Source organism: Okeania sp. (assembly GCF_035285525.1).
In the GTDB taxonomy this organism is placed as follows: domain Bacteria; phylum Cyanobacteriota; class Cyanobacteriia; order Cyanobacteriales; family Microcoleaceae; genus Trichodesmium.
Window position 1 is genome coordinate 1 of sequence record NZ_JAYKGW010000174.1, and the last position, 23,290, is coordinate 23,290.

Annotated in this window: 16 protein-coding genes and 1 pseudogene; 11 read left to right on the top strand and 6 right to left on the bottom strand. The window is 32.9% G+C overall.

Features of this window, described 5'->3' with window-relative positions; translation table 11 throughout:
- Positions 1-198: 198 nt before the first annotated feature.
- A complete protein-coding gene (locus VKJ25_RS16745) occupies positions 199-1,248 on the bottom strand; it encodes a mannose-1-phosphate guanylyltransferase (protein ID WP_324237778.1) in 1,050 nt (349 codons plus the stop codon).
- Between the two features lie 161 nt (positions 1,249-1,409).
- Here VKJ25_RS16745 and VKJ25_RS16750 point away from each other — a divergent pair, with 161 nt between their 5' ends.
- Entirely contained in the window at positions 1,410-2,759 is a 1,350-nt protein-coding gene (locus tag VKJ25_RS16750; RefSeq protein ID WP_324237779.1) for an LCP family protein, read from the top strand.
- 307 nt (positions 2,760-3,066) lie between these two features.
- Here VKJ25_RS16750 and VKJ25_RS16755 read toward each other — a convergent pair whose 3' ends face one another.
- Entirely contained in the window at positions 3,067-4,221 is a 1,155-nt protein-coding gene (locus tag VKJ25_RS16755; RefSeq protein ID WP_324237780.1) for a tetratricopeptide repeat protein, read from the bottom strand.
- A 241-nt stretch (positions 4,222-4,462) separates the two neighbouring features.
- On the opposite strand from VKJ25_RS16755, the gene VKJ25_RS16760 reads away from it, so the two are divergent.
- The 7 genes and pseudogenes from VKJ25_RS16760 to fmt all read left to right on the top strand — a co-directional run bounded on the left by VKJ25_RS16760 (position 4,463) and on the right by fmt (position 12,902).
- Positions 4,463-4,789, top strand: coding sequence for a YbjQ family protein (locus tag VKJ25_RS16760; RefSeq protein ID WP_324237781.1), 327 nt, complete (start codon positions 4,463-4,465; stop codon positions 4,787-4,789).
- Positions 4,790-5,345: 556 nt separating this feature from the next.
- Positions 5,346-5,564 (top strand): annotated as a pseudogene (locus tag VKJ25_RS16765) (pentapeptide repeat-containing protein); the annotation flags it as partial.
- Positions 5,565-5,827: 263 nt separating this feature from the next.
- On the top strand, positions 5,828-6,748 hold the full coding sequence (locus tag VKJ25_RS16770) for a 2-keto-4-pentenoate hydratase (protein ID WP_324237782.1): 921 nt from the start codon (positions 5,828-5,830) through the stop codon (positions 6,746-6,748).
- A 426-nt stretch (positions 6,749-7,174) separates the two neighbouring features.
- On the top strand, positions 7,175-8,314 hold the full coding sequence (locus tag VKJ25_RS16775; RefSeq protein ID WP_324237783.1) for an AAA family ATPase: 1,140 nt from the start codon (positions 7,175-7,177) through the stop codon (positions 8,312-8,314).
- 605 nt (positions 8,315-8,919) lie between these two features.
- The gene (locus VKJ25_RS16780; RefSeq protein WP_324237784.1) at positions 8,920-9,120 is read left to right on the top strand and encodes a hypothetical protein; all 201 of its coding nucleotides are present in this window, start codon (positions 8,920-8,922) and stop codon (positions 9,118-9,120) included.
- A gap of 569 nt (positions 9,121-9,689) precedes the next feature.
- Positions 9,690-10,919, top strand: coding sequence for a bifunctional sterol desaturase/short chain dehydrogenase (locus VKJ25_RS16785; protein WP_324237785.1), 1,230 nt, complete (start codon positions 9,690-9,692; stop codon positions 10,917-10,919).
- A 969-nt stretch (positions 10,920-11,888) separates the two neighbouring features.
- Positions 11,889-12,902: a methionyl-tRNA formyltransferase gene (gene fmt / locus VKJ25_RS16790; protein ID WP_324237786.1), complete on the top strand. Its 1,014-nt coding sequence runs from the start codon at positions 11,889-11,891 to the stop codon at positions 12,900-12,902.
- Between the two features lie 589 nt (positions 12,903-13,491).
- On the opposite strand, the gene VKJ25_RS16795 is transcribed toward fmt, so the two are convergent.
- Positions 13,492-15,099 carry an ArnT family glycosyltransferase gene (locus VKJ25_RS16795; RefSeq protein WP_324237787.1) on the bottom strand — a complete coding sequence of 536 codons (1,608 nt, stop codon included), beginning with the start codon at positions 15,097-15,099 and terminating at the stop codon, positions 13,492-13,494.
- A gap of 162 nt (positions 15,100-15,261) precedes the next feature.
- Positions 15,262-15,390: a hypothetical protein gene (locus VKJ25_RS16800; RefSeq protein ID WP_324237788.1), complete on the bottom strand. Its 129-nt coding sequence runs from the start codon at positions 15,388-15,390 to the stop codon at positions 15,262-15,264.
- A 412-nt stretch (positions 15,391-15,802) separates the two neighbouring features.
- Here VKJ25_RS16800 and VKJ25_RS16805 point away from each other — a divergent pair, with 412 nt between their 5' ends.
- The 3 genes from VKJ25_RS16805 (at position 15,803) to VKJ25_RS16815 (ending at position 20,518) form a co-directional block, all read left to right on the top strand.
- The gene (locus tag VKJ25_RS16805; RefSeq protein ID WP_324237789.1) at positions 15,803-15,949 is read left to right on the top strand and encodes a hypothetical protein; all 147 of its coding nucleotides are present in this window, start codon (positions 15,803-15,805) and stop codon (positions 15,947-15,949) included.
- A gap of 1,764 nt (positions 15,950-17,713) precedes the next feature.
- Positions 17,714-18,859: a homocitrate synthase gene (gene lysS, locus VKJ25_RS16810; RefSeq protein ID WP_324237790.1), complete on the top strand. Its 1,146-nt coding sequence runs from the start codon at positions 17,714-17,716 to the stop codon at positions 18,857-18,859.
- A 1,056-nt stretch (positions 18,860-19,915) separates the two neighbouring features.
- Complete coding sequence (locus VKJ25_RS16815; RefSeq protein ID WP_324237791.1) at positions 19,916-20,518, top strand: chorismate--pyruvate lyase family protein; 603 nt, start codon at positions 19,916-19,918, stop codon at positions 20,516-20,518.
- A 693-nt stretch (positions 20,519-21,211) separates the two neighbouring features.
- Here VKJ25_RS16815 and VKJ25_RS16820 read toward each other — a convergent pair.
- Positions 21,212-22,102 (bottom strand): sulfotransferase family protein, encoded by an 891-nt coding sequence (locus tag VKJ25_RS16820; protein ID WP_324237792.1) that lies wholly within the window; start codon positions 22,100-22,102, stop codon positions 21,212-21,214.
- 541 nt (positions 22,103-22,643) lie between these two features.
- Positions 22,644-23,258 (bottom strand): CBS domain-containing protein, encoded by a 615-nt coding sequence (locus tag VKJ25_RS16825; protein WP_324237793.1) that lies wholly within the window; start codon positions 23,256-23,258, stop codon positions 22,644-22,646.
- Positions 23,259-23,290: the final 32 nt, after the last annotated feature.

A 23,290-nucleotide genomic window follows, 5' to 3' on the forward strand; every position in this document is an offset into this window, starting at 1 on the left:
ACATATTGCACCATTTTCACTGTGTTATTAGAAAACGGGGCGGGTTTATGTAAATCTTAGAGTCAGCATGAAAATTTCTGATCAAACCCGCCCCTACATATTGCACCATTTTCACTGTGTTATTCTACTACAGTTTTCTCTTTTCTGGGATATAGAAACCGGGTTTCTTTCTTACTCCCTACTCCCTACTCCCTCTTCCTATAATAAATCCTTAAACTTAGGATCATTAGCCAAACTCTTCAACACCTTCTTAATATCCTGCGATCGCTCCTTTTTCACAATTAAAGTAACATTCCCATCTCGAACAACAACCACATCCTCCAAACCAATAGTTACAATTTTATCATCATCACTAGAAGCATAAAAAATCGACCCCTCAGTATCCAACCCCAAATGATCCGCCAACTCCACATTCAAACTATCACCCTTAACCAAACGTTCCAGAGCATTCCAGTCACCCAAATCATCCCAACCAAAAGCCACAGGTAACACAAAAACCTTCTCAGTCTTCTCCATCACCGCATAATCAATACTCTTCTTCTCCAACTGAGAATAACCCTCAGCACCCATCTCTTCCAAAATACTCATCATAGTTGGCGCGTACTTCCGTAACTCGGCCAATATTACCCCGACCCTAAATACAAAAATACCACCATTCCAACTAAAACGCCCTGTTGCCAGAAACTCCTCAGCTTTCTCCCGGTTAGGCTTTTCCGTAAACCGTGCCACTTGATAAGCATCAAATCCACCAAAATTTCCTGCTTTTTCTCCCTGTTCAATGTATCCATAACCAGTAGAAGGAAAGGAGGGCTTGACACCTAGAGTAACAATACCCTCCTGGTTAACAGCCAGTTCGGCAGCCGCCTCCAAAGTATTCCGGAATATTTCTGGCTCACCGATCCAATGGTCAGCCGGAAAAAACCCAACAACTGCATCTTCCCCATAACGACGTGCCGTTTCGATTGCTGTCCAAGCAACAGCAGGGGCAGTATCCCTACCTTCTGGTTCTGCCAATATATTTTCTTCTGGCATTTGGGGTAACTGTTGTGCCACACCTGCGGCCAACATTGCAGAAGTTACAACCCATAAACCATCCCAACCATTGGATAATGGAATTAGTCTGTCTGCTGTTGCTTGTAACAAACTTTTACCACTACCGTCAAGAGAAAGAAACTGTTTAGGCCGATGTTTACGACTAAGAGGCCAAAAACGTTCTCCTTTTCCACCAGCAAGAATAACAGGTATCATCAGATTTTAGATTACTTAATAGACTTTAGATAGTTCCATCTTAAGTTCTAATTAGTAGTTTTTCCAAATTTTTCAACTGTTTAACCAAACATTTATCAAAAATTTGTCTCAGAAGCTACTAGCTGACTGCTTAATTTATCTTTTTATTTTTTGGATTATTTATGAATAATAGTTCTTCTAAGAAATCTCGACCTATTTGGTTAAAATTGTGGTTCTGGATATTTATATTTCTTTTGAGTGGAACCACGACTACTTCTTTTGGAGCAATAGCTGCTTTATTTGCCCCAGTTGAACCAGAATTTGTAACTCAACTACTCCAAGAATTTACCGCAGATATTTTCTGGCGTAGACGTTTACCTTACCAACTTTCACAACCTATAAATATTTTAGTTATGGGAATCGACGAAGTTTCCGGAGTACCAGAAGATTCTCCGGATATATTTGAGGGTCGTAGTGATACTTTAATGTTAGTACGAGCTAACCCCAGGAATAAAAAAGTTAGTTTACTTTCTGTGCCACGAGATACTAGAGTCGAAATCCCTGGAGTAGGTGTTACGAAAATTAATCAAGCTAATGTTTACGGGGGTCAGAAACTGGCAGAAAGTGTTTTAGAAAATACTCTGAATGATATTGAAATTGACCGTTATGTGCGAGTGAGCAAAGGAGCATTTCGAGAATTAATCGAACAACTAGGTGGGATAGAAGTTTTTGTTCCTGAACCTATGTTTTATGTTGACAATACTCAGCAGTTAAAAATAGATTTAAAGGTAGGTTGGCAAACTCTCAATGGAGAACAAGCAGAACAATTTATCCGTTTCCGAGAACAAGTTCATGGCGATATTGGTCGTATACAACGACAACAGGTTTTGCTGAAGGCGTTGCGAAGTCGGGTGACTAATGTGACAGTTTTGCCTCGGTTGCCAAAAATTGCGCGGGTAATACAAAAATATGTTGATACTAATTTAACTTTTCAGGAAATATTGGCTTTGGCGAATTTTGGTATTGACTTGGAGAGGGAAGATTTAAAAATGGTGATGTTACCAGGGAGAGCTAGTTTGAGAAATGAGTATTCCGGTAGTTATTGGGTTATAGATGAGGATGGTCGCGATCGCATTCTGGAACAATATTTTGATGTTAAGTTAAATAAGTTTGATAATGACAACATATACAACCCGATGGAAAAGAAGGAAATTTCACCTTTAGAATATAAAATAGCTGTGCAAAATGCTTCTAGTTATCCTAAAGCAGCAACAGAGTTGGCTCAGTATTTGTACGACCAAGGGTTTAACAATGTTTATGTGGTTAGTGACTGGTCTGACAAACAACGTTTTACTGAAGTTATTGTTCAAGGAGGTTATTTAGAGTCAGCAGAAGTTGTCCGAGATACTTTGGGTTTTGGTAATATTGAGCCTACTTCTACAGGTGAAATTGGTTCTGATTTGACTATTAGATTAGGGGAAGATTCTCTAGAGAAAATTAATCTTTTACAGGAACAGGAGCAGTCACTTTAGAAGGATGGGGTGATGGGGTGATGTGAAATTCTGACGCAGGTGAACCCAGAAACTTGGAAAATAATTTGAGAGAATGAAATTCTCCCATTAGAAAAGAGGGAAAATTTTAGTTGGTATAGGGTTTGGAGACCAAACCCCTACCATTAGAAATTCTGACGCAGGTGAACCCAGAAACAAAGCTTAAAAATTAGGTGGTGGTGCATAGTAATGGTAGAGAGAATGTTGGAGGTGTGGGAGGTGTGAGGGATGTGGTCATTTATGACCAAACATATATATCTTTACCATTACTATGCAGGACTACCACAAATTAATCTTTCAATTCTTCTATGGCAGTTTTCACCTTTTCCTCACCCTCATAATCATCCTGTTCCTCAAACAATTTTAACGCTGTTTCCAAATGATCTAATGCTTCTCTTTTACGTTCTCTAGCTTGAAGAGCTAACGCCATTTTATAATGAGCATCTGCATTATCAGGATTTCTTCTAATAATTTCCCGATATCTAATTATTGCTTGTAAATAATCCTCCCCTTCAAAAAGAATCTCAGCAACAGCAAGTCTAGCTTCCAGCAAATCAGGATTAATATTAACAGCTATTTGATAAGCTTTCAAAGCAGCTTGACTATTATCCTGCTGTTTATAGATTTCCGCAATTTGAAGTTGCAGATCTGCATTGCGAGGTTCTAGACGAGAAGCCATTTTCAGAGCATTTAAACCGCCATCAATATCTCCAGTGGCTAATAAAGCAGTTCCCAAATTAATTTGGATACCTGCATCTCTCGGTGATAATTGAACAGCTTGTTGAATTGCTGCCAATGCTTCAGGAAAGCGCCTCTGTTTCAGTAATACTAAACCAATTGCAGCATGAGCTTCAGCATTCTTAGGATTAGACTGAATAGCTCCTTGATATGCAGTGATCGCCTCATTATATTTCTCTTGGCGAAAGAATACTACACCTAACCCTAAATGAGCATTAACATTATTCTTGTCTAACACAGAAGCACGACGATAGGCTGCAACTGCCGCCTCATAATTTTCTAATTTAGCCATACTATATCCTAAACCATATTGAAAATTTGCATTGTTAGGATCTATGGCGATCGCTCGTTGATAAAACTGAGCTGCTACAGGAAAATTTTCTTGACGTGCTTCTAGGTAAGCAATACCAGAATATATTTGTGCATTTTTGGGATCTAAATTTATTGCCCGTTGATATACTGCTATGGCAAGTTGATAATTTCCAGCCTCAACTAATTCTCGTCCCTGTTTTAGTAGTTCGTTTAACTTTTTACTTGCAGGTTGATTTGTTTGGGCCAATAATTTTACTCCACAGCTTGGAAAAATGTGGTAGATATCATTTGCCTTTCTATTTATGAGTTGACAAGGAACTCCATGAGCAATAGAAGGGAAAATGAGCGTTATTGTGGCCATCATTAGACCACTAAGTATTGATTGTTTGTACACGGCCAGTCTACAAATAATAGTGTGAATAGAGACGACTAATAATAACATTCTATTCAGGAATAGTTGAGCAAACCTCTGTAGTATTTTTATAGAAACAGGACTGACACGGGAGGTACTATTTATGGTGTCAAAAAAACTATAGCGCTATAGTTTTGAACCCTATATATACGGTCTCTCTCTGCGTAACCCCTGAGAAAGCAATAAAGCTTGATTTGGTAAAAATTTGGAGATAATAACAAAAATGATTGTAAGTACAACTGATGTTATTCAAGGCACTGAAGTTGAAGAATATTTAGGGATTGTTACTGCTGAAGTAGTTTATGGTAGTAATGCTCTCAGAGATTTCTTTGCTGGAATTAGAGATATTATTGGAGGCCGTACTGGTAGTTATGAGGAAGTCTTTAAAAAGGGTCAGGAAGATGCGATCGCTGAACTAGAAAAGCGTGCCAGACGTATGGGTGCTAATGCAGTTGTGGGGATAGAAATAGATACAGGTACTATTAATGTGGACGAAAAAGGGGCTTTGTTATTAATTACTGCCACTGGTACAGCGGTAAAATTGGCATAATTTTTATCAGCATTTCCTAATCTTGGTGCGACTTCTCTGGCGACTTTTGCCGTGGTGGGGTCGCACCACTTGTGTTTTAAGCCAAGGTAGGGTTTAACTGCTAGCGTTTGTCACCTATGCAGGGTCGCACCGTTTTTGCATTCTGCTTTTCTGAGAGCAATTTTAATTTCGGTAGATACTGTAGGGACGTTTTATGGAATGTCACTATAACTTTTGTGGTGTTTTGATTACAGGGTATTCCACGTTGGTGAGGTACACCCCGCGAGCAGGATGCACGGTTCCGGAAAAATCGCACTGGATAGATTTAACTATTAATATTGGTGGGAAACAACTCCTGTTGAGAAGTTTTTGGAAGATATAGAATATCTGTTAAGAAATTCAGCTACTTTAGAAATTATTGGTTTGCTTGCTAATATTGCTCTTATTGTTAGTTTAGGAACCTGATTAACGGGGTTAAAAGAACAAAGAGAAAATCAACTTTTTGCTACCTGGACTATTATTAATGATGGTAAAGGTGATAAGTCTGGAGTTGTGAAAACAGCAGTAGAACGATTATATTAAAAATGGATTTTCTTTATCTGCTCTACAGCTTAATGAAACTAACCTAAGTTGGAGTACCCTCAATAGAGCTAATCTCATTAGAGCTAACCTTAGTGAAGCTAACCTTGTTGGGTCTAATCTCAGTAGAGCTGAATTCTTTAGTGCTAACCTCAGTGAAACTAACCTTAGTGGAGCTAACCTTGCTAAAGTTGACCTCAGTGAAGCTAACCTTAATGGAGTTTACCTTTTTAATGAAGAAAACCTCAATAATGCACAAATAAAATCAGCTTGTAATTGGAAAGAAGCAATCTATGTAAAAGGTAAAAAAGAAAAAGATAAAAAAGTTGAAGATATGTGGGTTCCTATAGATAAACAAGCTAACCAAGGAAGAATAAACGAAATTGAACAAGATAAAAATTCCGATCCTAAAAATTCTCCTGATTGTTCTAGATGGAAATAGAATAAAGACTAATAAAACTTTATTAAAAACTAAAAATCATGCACATATCTAAATATCTAATTTTCCTCTTAATATCTTTATTTTCAGCCTGCACTTTTGCCACATCAAAAACTACAGCAGAAATAGAAACTTCCAACAAAAATTCTCCACCTACAGTTACTTCAAATAATAATTCCCAATTATTACAAAATATAGTACAAAATTACCTCCAAAAAACTCCAATCAAAACAACAGAAACTCTAACTTTAACCCAAGCACAAGAAGTTCAAAATTTGTTTGTATTAGAAATTAGTAAAAGTCTCGGTTCAGTAGTTGGTTATAAAGCGGGATTAACCAATCCTAAAGCTCAAAAAATTTTTAATGTTTCTCAACCTTTACGGGGTACTTTACTAGAAAAAATGTTGTTAGAAAATGGTAGTGTTATTTCTGGTAAATTTGCTAGTCGTCCTGTAGCAGAAGGCGATTTAATTCTGAGGGTAGGAAGTGCAGAAATTAATAATGCTAAAACTCCTAGAGAAACTTTGAAATATTTAGATGCAGTTATCCCATTTCTGGAATTACCAGACTTCCTTTATAGTGAAAATATAAAGTTAGATGCGTCTGCTCTTATAGCAACTAATGTTGGAGCTAGAGCCGGAATTTTAGGAGAGCCTATTCCTCTTGCTGATACTGATGAATGGGAAAATCGTTTACAGAATTTACAGGTGGAAATATTAGATGAAAATGGTAAGGTATTAGCATCAGGAAAAGGTAGTAATTTATTAGGAAATCCTTTAAATGTTGTCTTGTGGATTAAAGATTCTTTGCAAGCCGAAGGAAAAGAATTGAAGAAAGGAGATTTACTTTCTTTAGGGAGTATAAGTCGCTTTGTTCCTGTAAAATCAAATTCTACTATTCGTGCTAGATATTTAGATTTAGAACCTAATAAAACTGTGGAAATATTTGTCAAATTTGAATGATATCACAGGGATTAGCTCACGGATCCGCTCACCCGGATTATGCCACGGATATACGAATTAAAAAGTATAAAATAGCTGATTTACCGTAAAAATAACTCAACAATGATAATGGTTTGTTGGGTTATTTTTTGTTTTGCTGAACTTAAATTATATGATATGATTTCTAGAATAATTTTAGTATAGTAGGTTGGGTTGAGGAACGAAACCCAACTTATTTACCGCAAGAATAACTCAACGAGGAAGGAAACCCAACTTATTAGGTATCTCTAGAAAAGAAGAAGCAGGGCACAACGAAACATAATTGATTATTTATGTTAATTTTATTATTGGAGATGTCTATCTTTGTTGGGTTTCACTTCGCTCTACCCAACCTACATTACTAAATTATGTGATATGATTTCTAGAATAATTTTAGATAGATGAAAAATGAAAATCCAAAAATTAGAATTTGGCGATCGCGCCAAATATTGGTATCTCAAATCTCTTGAATTTTCCCCTAATATTAACTTGTTGGTTGGTATTTCTGGTGCGGGAAAGACGAAAATTATTAGCTCAATTTTGGCTCTCAAAAAAATTGTTAGTGGTGACTCTTTCAATGGAGTATATTGGGATATAACTTTTCTAACTAAGGATAATGTATCATATCGTTGGCAAGGAGAATTTGCAACTGTGGAAGAATCGAAAATAAAAGTCAATGATTCTGAGGAAGAAGATAAGTTTAAAATTATCTCTGAATATCTTTCTAAAGATGAGCAAGTTATTATTGAAAGAGATTCAGAAAAAATTATATTTAAAGGCGAAAAAGTTCCCAAATTATCACCTTTTGAAAGTATTGTAGAATTACTTAATCAAGAAAAGGATATTAGTCCTGTAAAAGAAGAGTTTAATAAAATTATACTGTCAAATCTAGACACAAATTTTGCAGGAATTTGGATGATTCCTATTTCTCAGTTAACTTCTATATTAGCAAAATATAAAGATAGCTCTTTAAGTCAAATTCAAGAAAGCAGCCTTTCTAGTATTATCAAGTTATTTCTGGTTTATCAGTATTTACCAGAAACTTTTAACACAATAAAAGAGAAATTTATCGAAATATTTGATACAGTAGAAGATCTGAAAATACAATCCCTATTTGTTGAAAAGTTTCCTGAATCATTGACAGATTTTAAAGAAGCTAAAGCATTATTATTCAAAGAAAAAGGAGTTTCTAATTGGATTGTACCACCAAATATTTCTTCAGGTATTCTGAAAACATTTATGTACATTAGCGAATTATATTTATCTCCAGAAGGGAGCGTAATATTAATTGATGAATTTGAAAATAGTTTAGGGGTAAATTGCATTAATAGTGTCACAGATTTAATATTAGAAAATCTTAGACTACAATTTATTGTTACCAGTCACCATCCATACATCATCCATAATATCGGAAATAAATATTGGAAAATTATTACTCGTCAAGGCAATACAGTAAGAGTTAAAGAACCTCAAGAATTAGGGATTTCCCAATCTAGACATCAAGGTTTTATCGACTTAATTAATGTACTTGAAGAATTGTCTGAATAGCCAAAAGCAAAATGAATATTTATTTCATTTTATAAGGCAGAAGCACAGATAAAAAAAAATTATTCATTTTGACAGAAATCTCTTTTACTAGAATTAAAAAAAAGTACAATATTATGATCAGGTTCATCACAATAATTAGAGCTTGCTGAATAAATTTAAACCCCTTTTATAGATAAAGCTTTTAGCCTTTTTATATCTTAAAAAAGTACCTAGGCTATTGTCGTCTCAAAATGGTAAAGTTTTCAGCCTAATTATCAGAAAATTTGGCTGTAGCAGATACTCTAAACTGTTCCCTTTTCCTAGTTAAGTGCTACCTTTCTTTACTAATAGACTTTTACGGTTCCCGATAAATCAGCAAACCCTAATTACTGTTTATTTAGTGCTAATGGTTATCCTTCAATTGTTCACTATTATATTCCCGATGCTATTGCAAAAATTCAAGAAACAGACACGTATAATTATCTGGTAATTTGCTTTGATGTTGAGGAGGAAACAGTAGAAAGTATCAGACAAGAAATACAAGATTTTATTGTCAAAAATGACCTACACATAAAATTAGGAAAAGTTAAGCCTATTTACATTATTCAAAACTGATGTATAGAAAAATGTTCGACTCTAGACAACCTCTCTCAGATTATGTGAAATATTATGATGTATCTGTAGAAGACCCAGAATTAATGGGTAATTATAATCAAGATTATAATGATGCACAATTTCACTTTTCATATCTCAAGGAAATATTTATAGCTAAGAACATTAGTTATGCTAAAAAAATTCAGGAGAGGCTAGAAATCAATTTTATTTAGATCAATTAACTAAGAGAATTACATCAGTACTAGAACATTTACCGAATAATTAATAGTTGATAGTCAATAATTATTCATTCAAAAATTCGCGCCTGGAAGCCTCCCCTATCCTAGGGGATAAATCAAAAATTTTCATAACTTAGTTAATCCCCTTCTTGAAAACAGGGGTCATTGTTCATTATTAATTGTTCATTATTAATTGCTGAAAAACCTTTCAATATTTTATATATTTTTGCCAGAAGATTAAAAAAGAATTATTCCTAAACTAGGGAGTAGTTAATAGTTAGGATTTAAAGGAGTGGTAGAAGTAGTAGTTATTTATAATTCCTCCTTAGTTTTTATGTCATAATTACTCTTAAATATTCAATTTTTCTACTCCATGAACCCAAAAGCTAGTACTTTTACTATTCCCGATAAATCACCACCTAAAATTATTCAAACCTTTATCTCTAAACGCTTTGATATCTAATCAGCAAGCCATAAGTAATTACTGATAACTGATAAGTGAAAAAAGTGCTACCCTAAAATATGTTTGTCTTAATTTGGTTAATTTTTTTCTAGTAAACCCAATGCAATTATATTTCCTTAACCCTTGGATAATTAATACTTTTCTAATTCTCGGTTCTGTACTTTTTGTCGAATTAATACGAGACCTTTATCATCTAGTTTCTCATATTTGGTCGCCCCTCTATAAATGGCATGGTTGGCATCATCGGGTTTTTCGTCCAGACTTAACTCCTGTTAGTACAGAAATTTATCAAAAGGCTACTTGGTATCACGATGTACCAGAATCTTTGGTAATGTTAACCTTTGGTCTGCTATTCTGGGGTTCATTTTTTGTCTGGATGCCTTCCTATCAATGGGCAACTTTGGCAGGTGTTCTTTATACTTTAACTTTCTTATTTCCGGCGATCGCTCGTGCCATCGGTATTCCCAATGCTGACCAACTTACTGACCTTACTCATCTTCCCGGTGCATTTTTAACGCCTCCCGATAATTGGTTTGTCAACCGTCCCTACCATTGGCGACACCACTTCGATAATCAAGATGCTTATTTCTGTGGAACTCTCACCTTAGTAGATAAAATCATGGGTACAGCACTTTCTCTTAAAGGTAAAAAAATATCTGTGACAGGAGCTTCCGGAAGTTTAGGTCAAAGTCTCCTGAAACATCTTCATCAAGCAGGGGCAAAAGTTACTGCTTTGACATCTAAAGACCAGACTATTACTTTAGATATAGACGGTGAAAATTTGGAAATTAATACCATAAATTGGCAAATAGGTCAAGAAGAAAAATTAGCAGAATTATTTGAAAAAGTAGATATATTAGTATTAAACCACGGTATTAATGTACATAGAGAAAAGACAGCCGAAGCGATCGCTAAATCTTATGAAATAAACACATTTTCTAGCTGGCGAATGTTAGAAATATTCCTGAAAACAGTCAAAACAAATGCCGATATTGCCTGTAAAGAAGTCTGGGTAAATACTTCTGAAGCAGAAGTTAATCCAGCATTTAGTCCTCTTTATGAACTAACAAAAAGAACTCTGGGAGATTTAGTTACATTGAGGAGATTAGATGCTCCTTGTGTAATTAGAAAATTAATTTTAGGTCCGTTTAAAAGTAATTTGAATCCAGTAGGAATTATGTCTGCTGACTGGGTAGGAAAACAGATAATTAAATTAGCAAAAAGCGATGTTAGAACAATTATTGTGACAATTAATCCGATAACTTTTGTAGCGATTCCGATTAAAGAATTTTTCGTTTCTATCTACTTTAAATTATTTACTAAAAAATAGGGAGTAGGGAGTAGGGAGTAGTTAGGATTTAAGGCAGTTATAAAAAACTATTCAAAAACATAAAATATTCAGAGTAATTTTTCTGCCATAGTTACCCTAAAATGCTTATTTTTTTAGGACTGAAAAAAGATAAGTGCTTTTTTCTTACTTCCTTTTTCCTTTTTTACTTTTTAGCAATTCCGATTACAGCAATGAATGAGGATAGTGAGGTACACTTAAAAATTAATCTTTGTCTTTGTAGCCCAGCCTTCCAGGCTGTAACAAGCAGGATGCTTATGTTACCAAAATTACTAACAGACTTCCAACTTTTAACAAATAATAAATAAAATTTTGTACCTCACTAACTCTAAAACTGCTGTAAGTATTTTTTTGTTTATACCTACTTTAATAGGACTAAAGCCATGAGGTACGAAAAACAGGGGTTTGAGATTGCTTTCGTTCGGTCGTATCGGGCGAAAATACGTTGCAGTTGCGTAAGTCCTGTTTAAATTATTTACTGCAAAATAATCCTCCTTAAAGTTGAGGTTTCTATTGCTGTATATACTTGGAATCTGCTGTTAACTAAAAACTGATAACTGATAACTGAAATTGTGAGGTATACCCACGGGAGTAAGATGCAAGGTTCCCGAAAAATCGTACTGAACGGATTGCTATAGGTTTGGTCTCCAAACCCTTATAATTAAGTTAGGGAGTAGAGAGTAGTTAGGATTTAGGGCAGTTATAAAAAAGTAGTCAGAAAAATAAAATAGTCAGAGTAATTTTTCTGCCATAGTTACCCCAAAATGCTTATTTTTTCAATTCTATTAATCTAAAATCTGGTATTGTTTTAGAACTGAAAAAAGATGAGTGCTTTTTTCTTACTTCTTACTTTTTACTTCTGACTTCTTACTTTTTACTTCTTACTTTTTACTTCTTCCTTCTTTACTTTTTACTTCTTACTTTTTACTTCTGACTTCTTACTTCATTCTTATGAAAATAATATTTTTTGGCACACCTTTATTTGCTGTTCCCACTTTAGAAAAATTATTAGCTGCTCCAGAAACTGAAGTCGCTGCTGTTGTCACCCAACCCGATAAAAGACGTGGACGAGGCAATAAACTCATTCCATCTCCAGTGAAATCAGTAGCAGTCGCCCATAATATCCCTGTTTGGCAACCACGTCGAGTCAAAAAAAATGCTAAAACTCTCAACTTATTAAAAGAAGCGCAAGCAGATGTATTCGTCGTAGTTGCTTACGGGCAAATTTTGTCTGCGGAAATTTTAGAAATGCCAAAGTTAGGTTGTATAAATGTTCATGGCTCCATTTTGCCAAAATATCGTGGTGCTGCTCCGATTCAATGGTCTATTTATTATGGCGAAGTAGAAACAGGTAATACTACAATGTTGATGGATGTGGGAATGGATACTGGTCCGATGTTATTGAAGAGCGTGATTCCTATTGGTTTGTTAGATAACGCTGTATCCATAGCAGAAATTTTGGCAAAGGATGGAGCAGACTTATTGTGGGAAACTTTCTCAAAGTTGGAGAACAGAGAAATTGAACCTATTCCTCAAGATGATTCTTTGGCAACTTATGCTCCACTGATTCAACATTCTGATTATCAAATTGATTGGTCAAAAAATGCTATAGATATTCATAACCAAGTCAGAGCATTTTTCCCTAATTGTTTTACCACTTTTCGGGGTCAATCTTTGAAAGTTATGGCAACTGTTCCTGTTGGTGCTGAATATTGGTCGCAGTTGTCTCCAGAATTACAGAAATTGGAAAAAGTTTGGTCTTCTGAGTCTGAAGTTATGGGAAATATTGGGGAAGTTGTGAAAGTGATTAAGGGTTTAGGACCTGTGGTGCAAACTGGTAATGGTTGGTTATTGTTGTGGAAAGTACAGTTAGCAGGGAAAAAGGCAGTTTCTGGTTGGGATTTTGCTAATGGTACTCGTTTAGCAGTAGGGGAAGTTATATCAAATCCGGTAGTATCGGTGTAAAAAGAGTGTGGTCCGGGTGGGGAGTTTGGGGAGTTTGGGGAGTTTTGGTAATGGTTGAAAATAGAACATTTTTTTTAGGACTTACGCACCAGACGCTATATATAGCGTTCAAAACTATTGCACAATAGTTTTTTAACTCTATACATAGTACCTTTGCGTAATATAGCAATGTGCGCACTTAATATTTACAAATTGTAGGAGGTGTCCAATAGCTAAAAGCTTTGTATTATCCGCGATTCATTCTCCCTGTTCCCAGTTAAGCGTTCCCTGTCACTAGAATTTTGTAATATTCTTTTTTCAAATTGGTATAAGTCCTAATTTTGTAAAAAGGGAGTAGAAAGTAGGGAGGTTCTATGGAACGTCCCTACAGAGTTAAGAGAAATGGGAATTATAAACAAGGTGGTTGTTCACAATAGTCAGACTAATTTTTCTGCCATATTTACCCAAGATGTTTACTTTTTCAGCTCGCTTCAACCCAAAAGCTAGTATTTTTTCAATACCTAAAAAGGCTAAAACTTTTATCTTTATCTAATGAAAAATCAAATCAATTTTAATTGAGAAATTATCAATTATTTCTTCCTATTACCTATTACCTATTGCCTATTCCCTGTTCCCTATTCCCTAACCCTATACGTCTATATAAACCTACATTTTTAATTGTAGTTTCTCGAAAGTAATTTGCTTTTAAATATTGATTGAGCATATTTCTATATTCAGGAGCAATATTATCTTTTTCTGCCAGCAAAATATAACTGGGATTTTTTGCCATAATTTTATCTAATTCTTGAAGAGGATCGATAGGCAAAATTTGAGATAAAGCTGTTAAGACACTAGGAAAAGCATATTTTGTCGGAATTTTTGTTGGCACTAAATAATAAATTATCGGTTGATAGTTAACTACATATATATAATCTGTTGACTTAATTCTTTCTCTTAAATATTTAGCAATCAAGGCTTCCCGATCATCCCATGTATCTATTTTTTGGATAGAGCGATAATAGATAAATTCCCAATTTTTAGTTAATTTATTATAGCCAGCTTGACCAAAGGGGTATATTAAAATTAAGAATAAAATTATGTGAGGATTGAATTGTTTTTGAGGCAAATAAACTGACTTAATAATCACATATCCACTAATTAAGGATAAAGGAGGTAATAACTGTAAAAAGTAATGATTATAAAATCGTTTAGATAATAAAACTGCTAAAAAAGCACAGCAAAACCACAGAAATAAATAAATTAAATTTCGCTCCTGCCTCAATTTTTTTCTAGCAAATACAAATAAATAAATCGGACTCCAAAAAAAACATAACCACAATAAAATATTTCCCAATATCTGTTTTATGAGTCTATTCAAAAAGTCAGACCAAGAAAAATTTAATATCCCTATATACTTACTATTTGCCATGAGAGTTGCATAAATATATTCATCAAAATATCCAGAAAAATGATAAATAGTTCCGATAATAATTGCAGGTAAAATTATGCCTGCACCTAAAATTAGATAAAACCTCAATAAGGAAAAAGTAAGATGATTGAAAACCAATGAAAAATTTCCTTTTGTTAATGCCGACAAATTATTTATTGCTTTTCCATATTCTCTCTTATTTAGTTCTGCTTTTTTCAACCAACTACCCAATAAAACTAATGCTAAAACATCCATAATTACCAAATATTTTATTTGCATCCCCATTCCCAAAATTATCCCGATCAGAAATACTTTAATATTTGATAATTTTTGATTCTGAAATAACAACAAAAATGCCCCGGTAACAAAAGGCGCAAATAAAATTTCTGCATTGGCAGCAGTTCCATCATTATGCAAAGAAAAAATCCCATATAAACTTCCTGCTAATAATCCAATTTTTTCTCCTTGTTTTTCGTCAATATTTCTACCAATCATATATAAAAAATAACTGGTAAAAGTTGTAGCAATAATAGATAATATTCTGATAGATACTATAGAATTTCCTAAAATTAGCATTGCTAGGGAAAACAAGATAAAAATCCCTGGAGGTTTGGTATCCCAAATTTCTATATAAGGGAGGTTATTATTTAATAAACTATCTGCTATTAAAATATAAATACTTTCATCTTTGTCTAGTACAGATACAAATAAAGTCCAGAATCTGAGGAAGAATGATAATAGTAAAAAGGATACAAAAATTATTAGTTTTTGATTGATTTGTTTAGTCATTTTGAGATTTTTTTTTGCAGTCAGTTTAATAATTTAAAATTACAGCACTTCTCGTTGTTATGAGGTACAAAATTTTAGCTTTGAGGCAATATTCCCTTTTTTAAGAAAGAGGGAACAAAAAATAGGGAAGAGAAAAAAGTATTTTGGTAAATATAGCAATTTTCAACTTAGATGTAAATCTATATGGAATTTTTTCTCAGAGAAATTCTGGTTTTGATTTCCTATTAATTCTTCTGGAAAGCTAATATTTAATGTTGTTTTTCCTTCTTGAATATTCCCTTTTCCTTCCATACCTATTCCCTTTTTTTTTAGGTTTAGGGAAGAGAAAAAAGTATTTTGGCAAATATAGCAATTTTCAACTTAGATGTAAATCTATATGGAATTTTTTCTCAGAGAAATTCTGGTTTTGATTTCCTATTAATTCTTCTGGAAAGCTAGTATTCAATGCTGTTTTTCCTTCTTGACTATTCCCAGTTAAGTGTTTCCTATTCCCTTTTTTATAGATGGAATTTTTTCTCAGAGAAATTCTGGTTTTGATTATCCACTAATTCTGATGGCAAGCTAATATTTAATTCTGTTTTGCCTTCTTTATTATTCCGTGTTCTCTGTTCCCTAAAAGCAACCAATTTTTTTGCATAAATCAAACAGGATTGCTAGACTAACTTAAATTAAACAATTTAAAATTTCCATAAGTTTAACTAAAATGATACAAACTATAACTAAATTTCATCAAAATTTTCAACAGTTACAACCAAGAATTGGTATTGGAGTTCCTTCAGAAAAAGGTTGGGTTTCTACCATAAATGAACACCTAATTATTATTGTAGGTTTAACCGGAGTAGTTCATTAATGCATAATGGATAATTACCTCTCCCTAAAAGTGAGAAGATTGACGCTTAAAGGAAAAGATTTATTTTTTCCCCTATCCAAGGGTAGGCTTCAAGGCGCGAATTATTTAATTATTTAATTATTTAATTATTTAATTGTTTAATTATTAATTATTTCGGTAAAACGACAATAATTAATACATTAACTCAATCAGGATTAAATTTTACCTTACTTCCAAACCAACGTACTCTCACAACAGAATTAATTATTCCTTATATTGCAAGTCTAAACTGAAAAAAACTGAAACAATTTTTCGTCTAGAACGGTTTAAATATACTCATCAATATCAAAAACAATTTCCTGGAGAAATGGGTCATATTTTAACTCAATTACAAGTTAATTATCATACAATTATAGCCATGCATGAGGATGGTGAGGTACACTTAACACCTACTACAGTTCAGCCTTCGTTTCCTGTAACAAGCACCGAAGGTTGTGTTACTAACTAAAATTACTAAATAAAATTTTGTACCTCACGCGCGGGCGTGAAATTGCTGTAATTATCCACTAATTTTCGATGATTTAAGAGGTGAAAATGAAGTTACTTATGCTGCTAAAACTTTAAAAAAAGCAAAATTTGTTATTTTTGATGCTCCATTATTCTAAGCATTCAGCCGTCAGCTATCAGAAGAGTGCTTCTAGTTTTTGATAGAAGCCTTATTATTTATTATTCATAAATTTAATTTAACTATAAAAGCCAGTTTTCACTTTCTTTATTCCTTTAAATATCCTCCTTAAATTTGAGGTTTTTGTTGCTGACGGCTGACAGCTAATAGCTGAATTATTACCCATTATCAGTACGTTTAAAACGACTTTTGACTCTAAATGATGCTTTCGATAAAATCATAAAATCTTCAGAAGATGTAGAAGTTGACACACCAAAAAAATCTGAATTTTTCTGCTTTAGGTATACCTGAAGATTCTAGTTTCTTTACCTTTGCTGAAGCACAATAAATTTTCACTGGAATTAAAACAGGAATCTACCAAGATACGCAAGTTAATCAAAAACTAAAAATATTCCTTGAAGATAGTATAAATTACAATTCGGAGACCACAAAAATAGCTTTACAGGCGATCGCTCCATAACGAACTTTAGTTTTATAGACTACTAAGTTGACACCTCAACAACTAGCTCAAAAAGTTACTAAATATACTTTTTTTAGGGAACAGGGAACAGGTCAGAGTTTCAAAAGTTTTATTTACTTTTTGATTTTTCACAATCTATTTAGGATTGCTATAGTCTTTAGAGGATTAGTTTCTCAACTCTTACTAAGAAATAGCATAGAACGGCTTTAAGTAGGGCAAGCGGGATGGAAATCTAAAAAATTTGACATATAAAGCCTTTTTAGGTGCGGAAAAAGTCCAACTTTTTGGGTAGCTCTGGTACGGTTCCCGAAAAATCAAAAAGCTCGTATTTTGGGGAAGAGTTGGGTAACAGAATTACTCCCCATCGCCCTATCACCCCATCACCCCATCACCCCATCTCCCCATCTCCTTAAAAATACTTTTGAGCGCCAACCCTAAGTATTTTTACTTCTTCTTTATTTTTCCTATTTTTGAGTTTTAATTTTTCATTAAAGATTACTTAATTATGAGAATATTTAAAATATCTTAAATTATCTTAATAGACAGAATTTTAGTAACAATAAATTGTAATTAATCATACTAAAAATAACTCTTATAATATGTTTATATAAAACTATACAATAATAACTCAACTGAAACAATGTTATTAAGTAAACTAGCGATCGTTGACACTACCCTCCGAGAAGGGGAACAATTTTTTAAGTCCAATTTTTCTACAGGAGATAAAGTTGAAATTGCTAGAGCGTTAGAGCAATTTGGAGTAGAATATATTGAAGTAACATCTCCAACTGCTTCTCCTCAATCCTATCAAGATTGTAATAACTTAGCTAAATTAGGTTTACAAACTAAAGTTATCACCCATATTCGGTGTCATCTTGAAGATGCAAAAATAGCTTTAGAAACAGGGGTAGATGGTATTAATCTATTTATGGGTACATCTAAATTTTTACGTCAATTTAGTCATGGTAAAAGTATTGATGAAATCATTGATAAAGCGACAGAAGTTATTACTTTTATTCATCAACAAAATCCCCAAATAGAATTGCGCTTTTCTACAGAAGATTCTTTTCGTAGTTCCCTGTCAGATTTACTGGGAGTTTATTCAGCAATTAATCAATTAGGAATAGTACATCGTTTTGGAGTAGCTGACACTGTAGGTATAGCGACTCCCGACCAAGTTTATCAATTAATTCAACAGATGAGACAATGTTTTTCTGAAGATATAGAATTTCATGCTCATAATGATACAGGTTGTGCCATTGCTAATAGTTTTAGTGCTTTTCAAGCAGGAGCAACTCATATTGATACAACTGTTTTAGGTATTGGGGAACGTAATGGTATTACTCCTTTAGCTGGATTGATTGCTCGTCTTTATACTCTTGATTCAGAAACTTTAAAGCAAAAATATTCTCTATCTTATCTTCATAAATTAAATCAATTAGTAGCCGAAAAAATCGGGCTTTCTATTCCCTTCAATCATTGTATTGTTGGGGAAGCTGCTTTTAATCATAAAGCAGGAGTTCATACTAAGGCAGTTCTGAATAATTCTCAAACTTATGAAGCAATAAATCCTAATGATTTTAATTTGAATAGATCGATTTTAATTAATCATAAACTGGCAGGTAAAAATAGTATTGCACATCGTGCTAATGAACTAGGTCTCAATCTTGAAACTTTTCACATTCAAGCTATTACTCAGAAAATTAAAACTTTGGCAGAGAAAGAGAATATTACTGTAGACAATGTGGATGAAATTTTATATTCTTACCATCAAAGTATTAGTTAACAATTAATAATTAATAATCAATAATTAATAATGACCTCTTCTGATAAATAAGAGGATTTGCAAAAATGATTTTTTTAGTTTAAATCCTTTGACAGTAATAAATTTTTGTCTCAGTTTAAACTAAAATAACTATACCTATTCTTATCAAGAATAAGATTGGCTAAAAAGAATTTTTTTCTTTCTATTGGTCGATTGAATATGGCGTTAATAAAGTGGCTCTGCAAGAGCGGAAAACCTTGCCATCTATCGACCACTTTTTCTCGATAAATGGAAAGATTTTATACCTTAATTTTTCGTTAATTGCTATATAAAATTTTTATTTCAAAATGCAGAAACTGAGTTTTATTAAAAAGGGAATAGAGATATAGTAAGGAAGAGAAAACAGCATTAAATAATAGATTTCCACAAGAATTAGTCGGTACTCAAGACAATAATTTATATTATAAAAAAACTTAATTTAGATTGACATTTCATTTACAAATGTGTCAGTATTTCCTAGGTCATGCTGCGCAAACAGCCGTCAGCTATGAGCTAGTTTCCTGGGGCATAACTGTGCTTTTTCCTATAGGAAATGCTACGCAAACATCCCGTGTAGCAAAACAACTTCATTACCTTATAGAGCAATAATATGATATAATTCAAACAAATTCTTACTTCATTAATTGAAAAGCTCAGATCTGAAAGCTGAATACTAATAGCTAAATACTTACAAAAATGCTATACTATCTTTTAGTAAATTCTGAAGGACTTACGCAAAGGTACTATATATAAACTACTGCGCAATAGTTTATATCTATATCTAGGGTCGCTGCGTAAGTCCTGTTCTGTTAATAACTAAAACATAAGCATTTTCTGCGGAATGCTGCGGAAACAGCAGTCAGCCATCAGCTCATAGCTTCATTACTTTTAGTTGATAACTAGAGCTAGTCGCTATTGTGCTTCAATTCTCTAATTAAAAATATAATAGTATAAGTTAAGCAAATTTTTGCTTTATTAATTAAAATGCTGATAGCTAATAGCTGAATGCTTACACTAAAACTAAGGTAGTAATTAAAAATGCAAGTAAAAAATGCAGAAACAGAAGTAGAATCTAACTCTAACTTAATGAGGGAAGATTTAGATAAATCCTTAAAAAGGAGTCATATAGAACCATCAAGTCTTAGCACTTTTCAAAGGATTTTGTTAACAACAGATGGAACAGTTACAGAAATATTAGAAGCCTACAGTTTAGAAAATATTAATGTCGTAAAATTATCAGAAGAATTAGTTTCGACCATCACAGAAATTCCGGTATTAAATTTATCGAAAGGAACTAAAGTAATAGAAAGGAAAATATTTTTGCAAGGAAAAATTAGTCGCAAAAATTACCTTTATGCAGAATCAATTATTGTGCCAGAAAGACTTGATGAAAAATTTCAAGATGCTTTACTAAAATCAGAGACTCCCATTGGTAAACTTTGGCTGCAATATAGAGTTGAAACTTTTAAAGAAATAGTTGATACTGGTAAAGAATCTATAGGTAAATTAGCAGATTATTTTCTAGTAGAAAAAGAAGACAAAATGTTGTTTAGAACCTATCGCGTTTTTAATAACCGCCAACCTGTGATGATGATTACAGAAAAATTTCCAGAAAAGTTATTTCTTAATTTTGTAGGATAACATGAAAATTGCATAAGCTAAGATTCATTAATCGATAATGGATAATTACCTCTCACTTTTAGGGAGAGGATTCGCTAAAAGGAAAGGATTTATTTTTTTCCCCTTAAAAAAAAGGGAGGCTTCAAGGGGCGAATTATTTAATTAGGGTTTGGTGAATTAAGTCTTCTTGTTGGGGTAGGAAGTAGTTAAGAGTAAGTATTTAGTAGAGTTATAGAAGAATTAGTTGAAAAAATAGTTTCTTAATTTTTCTGTCCTAGTTAATGTAAAATCCTAAGTTTTTCAACCCTCACCACCTAAAAACTTGCACTTTTTCCGACCCTAAAAAGACTGAAATCTTTATCCATGAAGACTTTTATATTTAATCAGCAAGCCCTAATTATTTAATTGTTTAATTATTAATTATTTCAGTAAGTATTCAGTTATTAGCCATCATTTCTTAGCAAGAATATCGTGTCCGGTTGAGTAGTTATCATTAGGAACAAGAGATATTTATTCCATCCCTGGTAAGCCCATAAACCCGGTACGAGGGTAGATATTTATTGTCAAGAAAAATGATTTTTTTACCCTAGAAACCTGGTTGATTGGCATCAGTTATAATAATATTAAGAGCCTGTTTTTTGAATAAGGTTTAACTTTTGCTTTATGAAGTAAAAGCTGATTCCTAATAGCTGAATGCTTAAAGCTTAATACTTATTAATCTCCTAACCAAGCAGAAAGATCTCTTTGAATCAAATCTTGTAGTTTAAGAATATCTTCACGGTAGAAATCACTTAATATTTTACGCTCCTCTGAAGAAAGAGGTTTAAGTTCTTTTCCACCTGAATTTAAGTTAATTAAACCAGAGCGTAATTTTTGTCGCATTTCTAAAGGTATTACCACCTTTAAAACAGATGAAACTACTCCTCTTATAGGATTTTTAGTTTTGATTAAATTATTTAGAGATTGATTCTTAGGAACTGCGGCAACTTGTTGACGCTTAGAAGTATCTGGACTAAAATTACTATCTACTCCAATAAATTGATACATATCCTGCATCATTTCCAAAGCATCTTTAGATAAGTCATCATAGAGATAAATTTTTAGTCTTTCTTTGCCAAAAGTATCAAAATAATACTTGACTGGAGTAGAGTAAAGTCCTTTTTTAAGAGTGAAAGAAGTATCAGCACGAAATTTAACTTGTTCGGTTAAAGAACGAACTTTTTCTACATTTATTGAATCACGAAGGTGCATTAAATAATCAGAATAAGCTCTATCTACTGGATTTCTAAGTATAGCTATCATTTTGACATCAGGAACATATTTAATAATTCTTTCAGATGAAGATTGGTAATGAAAAAGATAATTTGGAGATACTTCACCAATAGGAATTTCATCCTGAACATCGTTAAAAAGATTGCAGTATTTTTCCCAAGTATCAATTCTTTTTGGATTTGGTTTCCCTTGAAAATTTTCCCAATCTCTTTCTAGAAAGTTTGTTTCTTTGACGGGACTCATATAAACTTGGGGATGTTGGTTTAAATATTGATATATTGATGTAGTTCCTGATTTCTCTATTCCGACAACTAAAAAAGTTGGTAACTTCATTATTTTTCTCCTAATTTATTAAAAAAAGCTTAGACTTAACAAGTAATACTTGTTTGTGTAGCATTCCGAAGTAAATTCTTACCTTAACAATGGATAATTAGAGGTAGTTTTCATATAAGAATTCAGCCATTAGCTATTAGCTGATCAGCTATTGTTGCTGAATGCTAAAAGCTAGTTAAAAAAGAATTAAATTTTACTACAAATTCCTTTAGCTTAAAGTCTATATTCATTTAAACCCTATCCTTAAAAGGTAAGCATTTAGCAATTAGCTATCAGCTATTTTTTTGTTTTAGATGTAAATCCGATCTTTAAGACTATATTTATAAACATTTCTCTTAATATAAAACTTGATAATGGATAGCTTTAAAAATAGAGTCTTGTTGCTGATAGTTAATAGCTGAATATTTACCTTAAAACTAACATCTTAATTGCTGAAAGCTGTCTGCTATATAGATGAATGCTTACATTTTCATTATTCATTATTCATGATCCATTATTTATGATCTATTATTCATTATCCATTATTCATTATCCATTATTTTTAGATTTCCTGAGCTGATTTATTTCTCTCCTGCTTAAGTTTCTTTTCAATTTTTTTGATTAGAGGTTTTGACTTTAAGAGAAAACCTGTAGGTTCATCATCATTTTCTTCTAGATATAATTCTGAACTTTCAGTTGGAAATTTCTCTGTTTGTTCTTGCATATTCTTGTATAAATTTAGCAAAATATCTGATTGTGCTAATAGTAAATCATGTAAATTTATCAATCTCAAACTGCCATTAGATAAAACTATAATTAGAGGTTCATAAATATACTTTTTCGGCCTATTCAGTGCCGTAATAGCTGCCGCATTAATTTGAAAATTTTCCGAAAGAACTAGAGGAGGAGTGCTGAGAAAATCTAATAATTTATAAATAGGACATCTATAATAAAGTTTTTTCTTTTCAGGTAATTTCATATATTCCAGAAATCTAATTTGGGAAATCATACCCAACATTTGGGTACTTTGAGTAGTAATAATAACTCCCGGTAATTCTGGTTGTAGTCTAAATTGTTTAGCTACTATTTCTCCTAAAGTAGCAGAATTAACTTGGAAATCGTGAGAAGGCAAGTTTCCAATAGTAGAATTGAGTTTAAGTTGTGTTAGGTTAATCATTAAAATTAATCAGGAACAGGCTGTAAAAAACA

What these genes read in the sequence shown, in the direction of transcription:
- lysS (WP_324237790.1), top strand. Translation starts at nt 17,714, where the DNA reads ATGTTATTAAGTAAACTAGCGATCGTTGACACTACCCTCCGAGAAGGG.
- VKJ25_RS16815 (WP_324237791.1), top strand. Translation starts at nt 19,916, where the DNA reads ATGCAAGTAAAAAATGCAGAAACAGAAGTAGAATCTAACTCTAACTTA.
- VKJ25_RS16770 (WP_324237782.1), top strand. Translation starts at nt 5,828, where the DNA reads ATGCACATATCTAAATATCTAATTTTCCTCTTAATATCTTTATTTTCA.
- VKJ25_RS16800 (WP_324237788.1), bottom strand. Translation starts at nt 15,390, where the DNA reads ATGGAAGGAAAAGGGAATATTCAAGAAGGAAAAACAACATTAAATATT.
- VKJ25_RS16825 (WP_324237793.1), bottom strand. Translation starts at nt 23,258, where the DNA reads ATGATTAACCTAACACAACTTAAACTCAATTCTACTATTGGAAACTTG.
- VKJ25_RS16775 (WP_324237783.1), top strand. Translation starts at nt 7,175, where the DNA reads ATGAAAATCCAAAAATTAGAATTTGGCGATCGCGCCAAATATTGGTAT.
- VKJ25_RS16750 (WP_324237779.1), top strand. Translation starts at nt 1,410, where the DNA reads ATGAATAATAGTTCTTCTAAGAAATCTCGACCTATTTGGTTAAAATTG.
- VKJ25_RS16795 (WP_324237787.1), bottom strand. Translation starts at nt 15,099, where the DNA reads ATGACTAAACAAATCAATCAAAAACTAATAATTTTTGTATCCTTTTTA.
- fmt (WP_324237786.1), top strand. Translation starts at nt 11,889, where the DNA reads ATGAAAATAATATTTTTTGGCACACCTTTATTTGCTGTTCCCACTTTA.
- VKJ25_RS16780 (WP_324237784.1), top strand. Translation starts at nt 8,920, where the DNA reads ATGTTCGACTCTAGACAACCTCTCTCAGATTATGTGAAATATTATGAT.
- VKJ25_RS16805 (WP_324237789.1), top strand. Translation starts at nt 15,803, where the DNA reads ATGATACAAACTATAACTAAATTTCATCAAAATTTTCAACAGTTACAA.
- VKJ25_RS16760 (WP_324237781.1), top strand. Translation starts at nt 4,463, where the DNA reads ATGATTGTAAGTACAACTGATGTTATTCAAGGCACTGAAGTTGAAGAA.
- VKJ25_RS16745 (WP_324237778.1), bottom strand. Translation starts at nt 1,248, where the DNA reads ATGATACCTGTTATTCTTGCTGGTGGAAAAGGAGAACGTTTTTGGCCT.
- VKJ25_RS16820 (WP_324237792.1), bottom strand. Translation starts at nt 22,102, where the DNA reads ATGAAGTTACCAACTTTTTTAGTTGTCGGAATAGAGAAATCAGGAACT.
- VKJ25_RS16785 (WP_324237785.1), top strand. Translation starts at nt 9,690, where the DNA reads ATGCAATTATATTTCCTTAACCCTTGGATAATTAATACTTTTCTAATT.